This window comes from Martinezella miluonensis (assembly GCF_900094545.1).
Taxonomy (GTDB): domain Bacteria; phylum Pseudomonadota; class Alphaproteobacteria; order Rhizobiales; family Rhizobiaceae; genus Rhizobium; species Rhizobium miluonense.
Genome location: NZ_FMAH01000081.1, coordinates 1 through 11054, shown reverse-complemented (window position 1 = coordinate 11054; position 11054 = coordinate 1). Strand labels below are relative to the sequence as shown.

At 62.0% G+C, this 11054-nt stretch carries 10 protein-coding genes and 1 pseudogene; 5 read left to right on the top strand and 6 right to left on the bottom strand.

Annotated features, from left to right (window positions below; genetic code table 11):
* From GA0061102_RS33795 to GA0061102_RS31885, 3 genes and pseudogenes are all read right to left on the bottom strand, one after another.
* Positions 1-152, bottom strand: a pseudogene (locus GA0061102_RS33795) (IS110 family transposase); the annotation flags it as partial.
* A gap of 117 nt (positions 153-269) precedes the next feature.
* The gene (locus GA0061102_RS31890; RefSeq protein WP_092856642.1) at positions 270-1805 is read right to left on the bottom strand and encodes an inorganic phosphate transporter; all 1536 of its coding nucleotides are present in this window, start codon (positions 1803-1805) and stop codon (positions 270-272) included.
* Positions 1806-1901: 96 nt separating this feature from the next.
* Positions 1902-2399: an NUDIX hydrolase gene (locus tag GA0061102_RS31885; RefSeq protein WP_167668110.1), complete on the bottom strand. Its 498-nt coding sequence runs from the start codon at positions 2397-2399 to the stop codon at positions 1902-1904.
* Between the two features lie 265 nt (positions 2400-2664).
* Between GA0061102_RS31885 and GA0061102_RS31880 the strand changes: the two genes are divergently transcribed.
* Positions 2665-3573 carry a LysR substrate-binding domain-containing protein gene (locus tag GA0061102_RS31880; protein WP_092856636.1) on the top strand — a complete coding sequence of 303 codons (909 nt, stop codon included), beginning with the start codon at positions 2665-2667 and terminating at the stop codon, positions 3571-3573.
* A gap of 135 nt (positions 3574-3708) precedes the next feature.
* Positions 3709-4872, top strand: a complete 1164-nt coding sequence (locus tag GA0061102_RS31875; RefSeq protein ID WP_092856633.1) for an adenosylhomocysteinase — start codon at positions 3709-3711, stop codon at positions 4870-4872.
* 12 nt (positions 4873-4884) lie between these two features.
* Here the strand turns inward: GA0061102_RS31875 and GA0061102_RS31870 are convergent, their stop codons facing one another.
* Both GA0061102_RS31870 and GA0061102_RS31865 read right to left on the bottom strand, forming a co-directional pair.
* Positions 4885-5448 (bottom strand): O-acetyl-ADP-ribose deacetylase, encoded by a 564-nt coding sequence (locus GA0061102_RS31870; RefSeq protein WP_092856631.1) that lies wholly within the window; start codon positions 5446-5448, stop codon positions 4885-4887.
* A 30-nt stretch (positions 5449-5478) separates the two neighbouring features.
* Positions 5479-6375, bottom strand: coding sequence for a LysR family transcriptional regulator (locus GA0061102_RS31865; RefSeq protein ID WP_092856628.1), 897 nt, complete (start codon positions 6373-6375; stop codon positions 5479-5481).
* Between the two features lie 121 nt (positions 6376-6496).
* On the opposite strand from GA0061102_RS31865, the gene GA0061102_RS31860 reads away from it, so the two are divergent.
* From GA0061102_RS31860 to glcF, 3 genes are read left to right on the top strand one after another with little or no spacing between them, the layout of a single operon-like run.
* Complete coding sequence (locus GA0061102_RS31860; RefSeq protein ID WP_092856645.1) at positions 6497-7936, top strand: FAD-linked oxidase C-terminal domain-containing protein; 1440 nt, start codon at positions 6497-6499, stop codon at positions 7934-7936.
* Positions 7933-9132 carry an FAD-binding protein gene (locus GA0061102_RS31855; protein WP_092856625.1) on the top strand — a complete coding sequence of 400 codons (1200 nt, stop codon included), beginning with the start codon at positions 7933-7935 and terminating at the stop codon, positions 9130-9132. The genes GA0061102_RS31860 and GA0061102_RS31855 overlap by 4 nt, the downstream gene beginning before the upstream one ends.
* Positions 9133-9148: 16 nt before the next feature.
* On the top strand, positions 9149-10468 hold the full coding sequence (gene glcF, locus GA0061102_RS31850; protein WP_092856622.1) for a glycolate oxidase subunit GlcF: 1320 nt from the start codon (positions 9149-9151) through the stop codon (positions 10466-10468).
* A 48-nt stretch (positions 10469-10516) separates the two neighbouring features.
* On the opposite strand, the gene GA0061102_RS31845 is transcribed toward glcF, so the two are convergent.
* Positions 10517-10864 (bottom strand): DUF6881 domain-containing protein, encoded by a 348-nt coding sequence (locus GA0061102_RS31845; protein ID WP_092856620.1) that lies wholly within the window; start codon positions 10862-10864, stop codon positions 10517-10519.
* Between the last annotated feature and the right edge of the window lie 190 nt (positions 10865-11054).

The window sequence follows — 11054 nt, the reverse complement described above, 5'->3', positions numbered from 1 at the left end:
CGTTCCATCGCCACGCCGTGCTCGCCAAACCAGGCGATCAGCGCATCGGGTTCACTGTGGACCTTTGCTTCACGCACAATGCGGCCATCCGCATCCACCACGCACACACTTGAGTATTCCAATGATACGTCGATGCCGGCATACTGCTTCATGGTCGTCTCTCCGTGATGCTATGGAGCAGGTCTCTCCTGACTCCGCGACACCATCATTGTGAGGGACGACCACCAGCCATTCAAACCTGGCTGGCCGGGCTCCGCCCGTTACACCATCTAAATGAAGAGCGCGACCATACCCCAATATACGCCGGCGGCAAGCAGGGCTGCGACCGGAACGGTGATCGCCCAGGCGGCGATGATGGTCATGAAGTGCGAGCGGCGCACCAGGCGGCGGCGATGGATTTCGTCGGGGTTGCGCTCGTCGGCAGCATCCGGCTCGTTCCAGGGGATGCCCGCGGCTTCGGCCTGCTTGCGCATATAGGCGAAGCGACGCTTTGAGCGAATAGTATACCATTCACGGAAGAAGCCGACCCCGAAAACCGCTCCGACGGCGATATGAGTCGAGCTGACCGGAAAGCCGAACCAGGCGGCGACAATGACGGTAAGCGCCGCAGACACGGCCACGCAATAAGCCCGCATGGGATTGAGCTTGGTGATCTGCTCGCCGAGGAGGCGGATCAGGCGCGGTCCATAAAGCAGCACACCCACGGAGATGCCGCAGCCGCCGATCATGACCACCCAGAAGGGAGCTTTATGGGTTGTCGTCTCAGCCAGCACGTTGAGCGAGCCGCCAAGGCCGATATCGCGGACGATTGCAGCCAGCGGGCCGATGGCATTGGCGACGTCGTTGGCGCCATGCGCGAAGGACATCAGCGCCGCCGAACAGATCAGTGGCAGGCGGAAAAGCTTGCGCAGCGAGCTGTTCTTGTTTTCCAGGCCTATAGATTGCGCCGCTACGAGGGGGCGCGCACCGAGCCAGGCGATGACCCCGACACCGATGCCGATCGCGAGGTTCATGATATTGGGGATCGTGCCCTTGGGCTCCAGCTGAACGGCGAGATAGCCTGTGAAGGCGCCGGCCATCAGTCCGATCAGGATCGGAATCCAGTTTCTGGCGGCAGCGATCTTGTCGTCGCGATAGACGATGAAAGTCTCGATGAAGTAAAGGATGCTGGCGGCGATGGTGCCTCCGAGGAAGGGTGTTATCACCCAGCCCGCAGAGATTGCCGCCAGTACATGCCAGTTTACGAGTTCCGGGCCGGCTGCGGCCGCACCCGCGCCGACGACTGCGCCGACGATCGTATGCGTCGTCGAGACCGGCGCTTTCAGCCAGGTGGCGAAATTGATCCAGAGTGCTGCGGCGAGCAGCGCCGCCATCATCAGCCAGGCGAGCTTGCCGATGCTGATGATGCGATCGGTATCGACGATGTGCGTCGAGATGGTGTTGATGACCGGGCCGCCGGCGATCGTCGCCCCGAGGACCTCGAAGATGGCCGCCATGACCAGCGCCTGCGTCATGGTGATCGCGCGTGCGCCGACGGCGGCGCCGACATTGTTGGCCACGTCCTTGGCGCCGATGTTCATGGCCATGTAGCCGGCAAGGGCAACGGCGGCGAAGATCAGCGTCGCACGCGGCTGGTCGAACACGTAGATGCCGGCGAAGACCATCGCAAGGCCGAGGAAGATCAGCCCGATGCCCGGCGCCACCAGGCGCCTCGAGACGTGATGGGTCGCATCCTCGACATAGGTGAATTTGTCGAGATCCTTATCGAGCGTCCTCTTTATTGGTGTAGCCGGTCGGTCGGGCATGCAGTTCTCTGGATCAAAACTCTCGTATTGCGCTGGCCGATGAGGCGCGCAACATCCGCCACATATCCTGGCATAGTTTTTTGTGAGTAATGTGGCTTACTTGGCCTGGATTGCGGCACGAGCGGTCGCCATCCGTTGTGCGAAGGCGAGAATGAGATCCTGCAGTTCAGGCTCGCGCACGCGCCTGGCGGCCTCCTCGCAGGAAACCCACTCCATCGAGCGCTCGCCCTTCTCCTTGAAGTTCTTGGCGAGTTCGCTGGCTTCGAGCGCATAGACCTGCACGCGACATGGCACCTGAATGCCGTCCTTCAGCACCTTGTCGTAACCGAAGGTGCCGAGCGGCTCCGTCTCCACCGCGCCGCGCACGCCGGCTTCTTCATAGGCTTCGCGTGCCGCGACTTCATGGGAGAGCTTGCCGGGCATCGGCCACCCCTTCGGAATGACCCAGCGGCCGGTGTCGCGGCTGGTCAGCAGCAAGACTTCCAGATCGCCGGTCTTCTTCTTCAGCCGATAACAGAGCGCAGCATATTGCTGTCGCGGCGGACGCCGAAACATGAGTTGCACATCATTTGCTATACGGCTGAGAAAGGCCAATTGTCGGGTCACCTTTAGGGATTCAAGATACTGTTACGATTCAATCATAACATGGTGTGGGAAAAATTTGCACTCCAGGTGCTAATATATGGTATTTCCCCACAAATTTATTGAGTGGTGAGTAGATAAAAATAACTGGTTTTGTCCTCTGATATTCGCCAGTGATTGTGTTGAAAGCGACATTCAACGGCATTTTCGTGCCGCAGATGGCGTAGTTGCTTGGACCGACCTGCTATTGCATTGGAAAGAGGGATAAAACCTTGCCATGTCCGAACGCATTGTGCCTAGACGCCTGCCACCTCTGAACGCACTGCGGGCCTTTGACGCCGTAGCGCGTCGCGGCAGCATTTTGAAGGCAGCGGATGAACTTGGCGTCGTGCGCGGCGCCGTCCGGCAGCAATTGAATCTGCTCGAAACTCATTTCGGCATGCCCTTGTTTAAACGGGAGAACGGCCGGCTTGTATTGACAGCGAAGGGCAGGGCGTTCGCCGATTCGGTCGGTGTCGCTTTCGGCATTCTCGCCCGGGCTTCCGCGGAGCTATCGGAGGGAAGCCGACGTGTCCTGCGTCTCGGCGTTCCCTCCGCTTTTGCTGTCTGGTGGCTGATGCCGCGGGTCGCTGATCTGCAGGCCGCCCTTGAGGGCATCGATATAGACATCGTACCGATGGCGACCGTCGAGCCTCTCGCCAGACGCGCCGACCTCGAAGCGGTGATCATGGGTGGCGAATACAGGCCAACGCGCGATATCACCGCCATACGCTTCATGGAGGATGAGTTCGGTCCGGTCGCCACGGCCGATATCGCCGCGCGCCTTGACCTTGGCACCGGTGTTGCGGCGTTGGCCGGCGCGGTCGCGCTGAATAGCCGTTCCGCGCCAAGCCTCTGGGATGACTGGTTCGCGGAAAGCGGCCACGCACCCGTTCGCTTCGCGGCCAAACGAGAATTCGAGGATCTGCTGCTTGCGATCGGAGCCGCCCGTTCGGGCCTCGGCGTTGCCATCGCTCCTCGCACGGCCGTTGGCGACGATCTCGGACGTGGCACGCTGATCGCGCCTTATGGCTTCATTCGGCGGCCGGCTGGCTATAGCCTCAGCATTCGCAGCAGCGACACGAAGGATCCCGCGCTCGTCCGGCTGGCGGATTGGCTGAGCGGGGCAGGGGTTGCGCAATCCTAGCAAGGCATCCGGCCGAACATTGATCGCACGCATGCATGGCAGATTTTCTACCATGTGGCGCATTCCAATGTCCATCGACAGGCCGTTGCCTGTCATGCCAGATCGCCGCATCGAACCAGCCGCCAGGAGCACAGCATGGATCAGTCTTCTTCTCTGTCCCGCATCGATTGGGTGGCCCGGAGCTGCCGGCTGCTCGCCGCGACGACCAAGGAATTTCGCGAAACGAAACCCTTTACCGGCCTGACCATCGGCACCGGCATTCATCTGGAGCCGAAGACGGTGGCGCTGCTGATGACGCTGCGTGCCGGCGGTGCCGGTCTCGTCTGCACCGGCAATCTGAACAGCACCCAGCCGGAAACGGTGGACTATCTGCGCGCTCAGGGCGTCAAGGTCTTTGCGACGCAGACCCGCGATGCCGATGAGCATGGCGCAAGCCTCGATGCGATCCTGGCGGAAAAGCCGGATCTGCTGCTCGACAATGGCGGCGATCTCTTTGTCCGCGCGGCCGAACGGCCCTACACCAATTTCCTCGGCGGCACGGAGGAAACGACGTCCGGCCGCACCCGGCTGCTGCCGATGCGCGACAAGCTCAACATGCCGATCCTCGTTATCAACGACAGCCCGATCAAGCAATTCGCCGAAAACCGCCATGCAGTCGGACAGAGTATGTTCGAGAGTTATCTGCGCTTCACCAATCGCTCCACCAATGGCAAGCGCGTCACCGTCTTCGGTTATGGTGCTTGCGGCAAGGGCACGGCGGCTTGCTTCCGCAACGCCTTTTCCGCCGTCAGCGTCGTCGACATCGATCCGGTCACGGCGCTCGAGGCTCATCTCGATGGCTTCACGACGCCTTTGCGTGACGCAGCGATCCGTTCTGCCGATATTCTGGTGACCGTTACCGGCTATCCGAATATCATCACCGCGGCTGATCTGCCTTTGATCAAGGATGGCGCGATCTTGATGAATGGCGGACATTTCCCGCATGAGATCGATGTCGAAGCGTTTCGCAACAGCCCCGATGTCGCCGGTATCGATCGCTACGACGCGGAATACATCGAGACCGTGCGCATGCGCGACGGCCGCGCCTTCCACATTCTCGGCGGCGGCCATATGGCCAATCTCGCCGGCCCACGCCCGCTCGGCAATACGGTCGAATCCATGGACCTCGGCTTTACGTTGCAGGCTCGTTGCCTGGAGCGTGTTGCCAAGGGCGGGCTCGGCAGGGAAGCCTGCGTCATCCCTGTTCCCGCCGATATCGACGCCATGGTCGCCTCCGCCTATCTCGATTTGGCGCGCTAACGGGCGGCACCATCAGGCGCTCGCCAGCGCTTCCGGCAGCAGTCGATCATAGAGCCGGGCCATCTCGTCGCCGAAGCAGCAGAAGATGATCTCACTGAAAGCGCCATCAGCGCTTTCAGCAACGGCGATGCGCGTGGCGATCTCTGCGGCGGGCAAAGCGGGAAAGCGGTAGATACCCGTGGAAATCGCGGGAAAGGCGATGCTCTTGAGGCCATGCTCGCGGGCAAGGCCGAGGCTGTTGCGATAGCAGCCCGCAAGCAGCTCGTCCTCGCCGTTGCCGCCGCCGTTCCAGACGGGACCGACCGTGTGGATGACATGCCTGGCCGGCAGGCGATATCCCTTGGTGATCTTCGCTTGCCCGGTCTTGCAGCCGTTCAGCATCCGGCATTCGGCAACAAGCTCCGGCCCGGCAGCCCGGTGGATCGCGCCATCGACGCCGCCTCCGCCGAGAAGGCTACTGTTTGCAGCATTGACGATGGCATCGACCGAAAGCCCGGTGATATCGCCAAGAACGATTGTGAAGCGTGTTCCGGTCGTGTCTGATAGATCGGAGCGAATGGTTTCAAGCGCGGACATGCTGATCTCCTCGATTCCCGAAGACGTCGCCTATCGCTCCCAATAGGGCACGGGGCCATAAAGTTCCGTCAGGAAGTCGATGAATACGCGCACCTTCGCCGGCAGGAACTGCCTGGTCGGATAGACGGCCGAAAGCGTGACGTTGTGCGATCCTTCATAGGCGGGCAGCACCTGGACGAGGCGGCCGTCGCGCAGCTCGGGGCCGATGTCCCAGGTGGAGCGCAGCGCAATGCCGAAACCGGCAATCACGGCTTCGCGGATGACTTCGCTGGAATTGGTGATGAGCTTGCCCTCCGGGCGGAAGGTGAGGCCGCCCTTCGGGCCGTCCAGCCGCCAGGGATCGTGATTGTGCGCCGGCAGGCAGATATGGCGGCGCAGATCCTCGATATCGTCAGGCATGCCATGGGACTCGATATAAGCGGGCGAAGCGCATAGCACCCGGCGCACGGGTGCCAGCCTGCGGGCGACGAGGCTGGAATCGGTAAGCTCGGCAATGCGGATGGCAAGATCGAAGCCGCCGCCGACGATATCGACGAACTCGTCGCTGAGCACCAGATTGATCGCCAGATCCGGATGGGCCTGCATGAAGGTTTTCAGATGCGGGGCGATGTGTAGCCGGCCGAAGGAGGTGGGTGCGGAGATTTTCAGCGTACCCTGCATCTGCGCCGAGCGACCGGCGATATAGGCTTCCGCCTCTTCCAGCCCGGCCAGGATGGCAAGCACCCGGTCATAAAAGCCCTGGCCGGCTTCGGTCAGTGAAATCTGCCGCGTCGTCCGTTGCAAAAGCCGTGTGCCGAGCCTGTCTTCCAGGCGCTTGATGCGCTTGGAAATGACGGCCGGAGAAAAGCCGAGCGCGCGGCCGGCCAGCGACATGCTGCCTGTTGCGACGACGCTGGCGAAGATTTCAAGGTCCCCAAGATTGGTCATGCACGATTATTTCCTGTTTTGGAATAAATGCTTATCATTTGCGTCAACTTTGGGAAAGCGTTAAGCCTGTAATGCGTTACAAGGAGGCTACGCCCCAAATCGAATGCAGGAGGAGGATGGCATGGCCGAGGCTATTTCATTTATGGAGCCGCGCGCGGATGTTCTTGCCCGCCGCAGCGCGATCGTTGCCGATCTTGCGGATCTCCTCGCGCCCGAATGCCTGATTCACGAGGCGCGCGAACTCGTTCCCTTCGAAACGGATGCCTTTGTATCCTATCGCCGTGTGCCGCTCGCGGTTGCACTGCCGCGCTCGACCGCCGAAGTGGCGGCCGTCATGAAATATTGCCACCGCTACGGCATTCCCGTCGTGCCGCGCGGCGCCGGCACCTCGCTTTCCGGCGGCGCCATCCCGCAGGAAGATGCCGTCGTTCTCGGGCTCTCCAAGATGAACCGCATCCTCGATATCGACTATGCCAATCGCACGGCGACGGTACAGGCCGGTGTCACGAACCTGAACGTCTCCGAAAGCGTCTCTGCCGATGGCTTCTTCTATGCGCCCGACCCGAGCTCGCAGCTTGCCTGCACCATCGGCGGCAATATCGGCATGAATTCCGGCGGCGCGCACTGTCTGAAATACGGGGTCACCACCAATAATCTGCTCGGTGTGAAGCTCGTCCTGACCGACGGCACCGTTATCGATCTCGGCGGCAAGGCGCTGGATGCGGCGGGATACGATCTGCTCGGCCTCGTCTGCGGCTCCGAAGGCCAGCTCGGCATCGTCACCGAAGCGACGGTACGGCTGATCGCCAAGCCGGAAGGCGCCCGGCCGGTGCTGTTCGGCTTCGAGACGTCGGAAGAGGCGGGCGCTTGCGTCGCCGATGTCATTGCGGCCGGCATCGTTCCGGTCGCCATCGAATTCATGGACAAGCCGGCGATCGAGATCTGCGAGGCCTTTGCAAAGGCCGGCTATCCCCTTGATGTCGGCGCCCTGCTGATCGTCGAGGTCGAAGGCTCGGAGGCGGAAATGGACGATATGCTGAAAAGCATCGTCGACATCGCCCGCACCCATAAGGTCAAGACCGTGCGCGAATGCCAGTCGGCGACGGAGGCGGCCTTGATCTGGAAGGGCCGGAAATCCGCCTTCGGCGCCACCGGCCGCATCGCCGACTATATCTGCATGGACGGCACCGTGCCGCTCAGCCAGCTTTCCTACGTGCTGAAGAAGACGGCCGAGATCATCGACGGTTACGGCCTGCGTGTCGCCAACGTCTTTCACGCCGGCGACGGCAATATGCATCCGCTGATCCTGTTCAACGCCAACGATCCGGAGGATGCCGCCAAGGCGGAGGCGGCGGGCAACGATATCCTGCGGCTCTGCGTCGACGCCGGCGGTTGTCTCACTGGCGAGCATGGCGTCGGCATAGAGAAGCGCGACCTGATGCGGCATCAATATGCCAAGGTCGATCTCGACCAGATGATGGCCGTGCGAGCCGCTTTCGATCCCGGCTGGATCCTCAATCCTTCCAAAGTGTTTCCGCTGGATGGGCGCGACGCCGCATGAGCGAGTTTCATCCCACGACCGAGGCGGAAGCGGCCGCCATCATCCGTGATCATACGTCGCGCGGCGCGGCTCTCGCGATCGTCGGCGGCAATACGCGATCCGGCTTCGGCAATGCGGTCGCTGCCGAGGCGCTGTTGTCGTCGCGCAGCCTCGCCGGCATCGTCGCCTATAATCCGGGTGAGATGGTGATGACCGCGCGTGCGGGCACGCCGGTCGCCGAGATCGAAGCGGCGCTGGCCGAAGGCGGCCAGATGATGACATTCGAACCCATGGATCATCGCGCGCTGATGGCAACTGAGGGCGAGCCAACGATCGGCGGTGTCTTCGCGGCCAATATTTCCGGCCCGCGCCGTTTCGTCAGCGGAGCTGCGCGCGATAGTTTGCTCGGCGTCCGTTTCGTCAACGGCAGGGGTGAGATTGTCAAGGCCGGCGGTCGTGTGATGAAGAATGTCACCGGCCTCGACCTCGTCAAGCTGATGGCGGGTTCGCACGGGACGCTCGGCCTTCTGACGGAGGTAACCTTCCGCGTGCCGCCGCGCCCGAAGACGGAAGAGACGATCGTCGTTTCAGGCTTCAACGACGCCGAGGCGGCGAGAGCTATGGCCGCCGCCATGGCACTGCCGCTCGAAATATCGGGGGCGGCGCATCTGCCGCTCTCGGTCGCCTGGTCCTTCCTTGACGGCAAGCTGCCGAGAGGGGAGGCGACGGTGCTGCGCATCGAAGGGCTTGCCAGCTCTGTTTCGGTGAGAGCCGAGAAGCTGGCTGTCGCCATGAGCCGCCTTGGTTCGGCGACGCGCCTTGCGGAGGATGACAGCCACAGGCTTTGGCGAGAAATCCGTGACGTGAAGCCCTATGCCGATGGCACGAGGCGTCCCGTCTGGCGCGTATCGGTCGCGCCCGGTACTGGCCACCAGCTCGTCGCCGCTCTTCGCCTCGAAACAGGGGTTGATGCCTATTATGATTGGCAGGGCGGTTTGGTCTGGATGCGAATGGAAGCCGAGCCGGAAGGTGACGTACTGCGCCGCTATATTCATGCTCTGGGCGGTGGACATGCGACCTTGCTGCGCGCCACGCCGGCCCACCGCGCGACGACACCGGCCTTCCAGCCGCAGCCCGAGGCTGTGGCGCTGCTTTCGGCGCACGTGAAGGAAAAGTTCGATCCGGCCGGGATTTTCAACCCCGGCAAGATGGCGTGACGGGGGAAGCTGCTCGATGCAAACCAATTTTACTCCCGAACAGCTTGCCGATCCGCATGTGGCCGAGTCCGAGGCGATCCTGCGCAAATGCGTGCATTGCGGCTTCTGCACAGCCACCTGTCCCACCTATGTGACGCTCGGCAACGAGCTCGACAGCCCGCGCGGCCGTATCTATCTCATCAAGGATATGTTGGAAAACGGCCGGCCCGCCGATGCCGAGGTGACGACGCATATAGACCGCTGTCTTTCCTGCCTTGCCTGCACGACGACCTGTCCTTCGGGTGTCGACTATATGCACCTGATCGATCATGCCCGCGCGCACATCGAGAATACCTACAAGCGGCCGCTGATGGACCGGTTTACGCGCAACGTGCTGGCCGCTGTGTTACCCTATCCCGGCCGTTTCCGATTGGCTCTGCAGCTGGCGCGCGTCGGCAGGCCGTTCAAGGGCCCATTGAAGCGCGTCCCGGCGATGAAGGCATTTGCCGCCATGCTCGATCTTGCGCCTCGGAGCGTGCCGGCGCCGTCCCCATTTTCCAGGCCCGGTCGGCATGAGCCGCAGGCAGAACGGCGCGGTCGCGTGGCGATCCTGACCGGTTGCGCGCAGCCGGTGCTCGATCCAGGGATCAACGAAGCGACTATCCGTCTGCTGACGCGCCTCGGAGTCGAGGTCGTGGCGCCGGAAGGGGAGGTCTGCTGCGGCTCGCTGGTACATCATATGGGGCGCGAAGAGCAGGCGCTTGCCGCCGCCCGTGCCAATGTCGACGTGTGGACGCGCGAGATCGACGCCGGCGGGCTCGATGCGATCATCATCACCGCATCCGGCTGCGGCACGACGATCAAGGATTACGGGCACATGCTCCGCCTCGATCCAGCCTATGCCGAAAAGGCGGCGAAGGTTTCCGCGCTCGCCAAGGATATAACCGAATATCTCGCCAGCCTCGATCTGCCCTCGCATATGCCGCGGGGCATCACCGTCGCCTATCATTCCGCCTGTTCCATGCAGCATGGACAGAAGATCACCATGGCGCCGAAGCTCCTCCTGAAGGCCGCCGGCTTTACGGTTCGCGACCCGGCGGAAGGGCATCTCTGCTGCGGTTCGGCCGGTACCTACAACATCATGCAGCCGGAGATCTCGGCCGAGCTGAAGGCCCGCAAGGTCAGGAATATCGAGGCGACCAAGGCGGATATCATCGCGACAGGCAATATCGGCTGCATCACGCAGATCGCCACGGGAACGGGCATCCCGATTCTGCATACCGTCGAATTGCTGGACTGGGCCTATGGCGGCGAAATGCCGGCCAAACTGAAGGGATTGGAACCGGCCGCCGCCTGAGCAGTTCCAGGAGGCCAGCATAGCTGCTTTCGAGGGCCCAGCCTCGCTCTACTGCGAGCCTTCAGGGTTGGCCGCACGATGCGTCTGCCATTCGATCTCGAACTTATCGGCGGCGATGTGCGTCATGCTGATGCGCTCCTGGCCTTCCTCGAAGAAGAGGCCGTCCACCATACCGGCAATGCCGTCGTAAAACGAGCCTTCGACGAGGCTGGCGATGCGCCGTCCGTCACGCCCGATCAAGGCAAGATCGACGACCGACATGCATTGCCGGCGACCGTTGGCAAACACGTCGATAAGCCGAGGAACGTCGCCGGCGTCATCGACCTCGTAATAGACGACGACAGGATCCTCGTTTTCCGGATGGATCCAGTCACATCGATAATAGGAAAAGCTCATGTGCCATAGTATAGCACAAACCCCCCCCAGGCCTGAACCGGTTTGGGGGATCGATTATGCCTTCAGCAGGCGCGGCTTTTAGAGCGGTTCAGTTTTTCACGGAATCTGAGAACCGCTCTTCTGTAACGGGCATTGAGTCAATCCCTTTTGAGCTTAATCCCTCGCCGAGTGCTTGCTTCTGTCCGCAGTC

Excerpts from the sequence above, each read along its gene's own strand:
- GA0061102_RS31890 (WP_092856642.1), bottom strand. The coding sequence starts at position 1,805 with ATGCCCGACCGACCGGCTACACCAATAAAGAGGACGCTCGATAAGGAT.
- GA0061102_RS31880 (WP_092856636.1), top strand. The coding sequence starts at position 2,665 with ATGTCCGAACGCATTGTGCCTAGACGCCTGCCACCTCTGAACGCACTG.
- GA0061102_RS31875 (WP_092856633.1), top strand. The coding sequence starts at position 3,709 with ATGGATCAGTCTTCTTCTCTGTCCCGCATCGATTGGGTGGCCCGGAGC.
- GA0061102_RS31870 (WP_092856631.1), bottom strand. The coding sequence starts at position 5,448 with ATGTCCGCGCTTGAAACCATTCGCTCCGATCTATCAGACACGACCGGA.
- GA0061102_RS31865 (WP_092856628.1), bottom strand. The coding sequence starts at position 6,375 with ATGACCAATCTTGGGGACCTTGAAATCTTCGCCAGCGTCGTCGCAACA.
- GA0061102_RS31860 (WP_092856645.1), top strand. The coding sequence starts at position 6,497 with ATGGCCGAGGCTATTTCATTTATGGAGCCGCGCGCGGATGTTCTTGCC.
- GA0061102_RS31855 (WP_092856625.1), top strand. The coding sequence starts at position 7,933 with ATGAGCGAGTTTCATCCCACGACCGAGGCGGAAGCGGCCGCCATCATC.
- glcF (WP_092856622.1), top strand. The coding sequence starts at position 9,149 with ATGCAAACCAATTTTACTCCCGAACAGCTTGCCGATCCGCATGTGGCC.
- GA0061102_RS31845 (WP_092856620.1), bottom strand. The coding sequence starts at position 10,864 with ATGAGCTTTTCCTATTATCGATGTGACTGGATCCATCCGGAAAACGAG.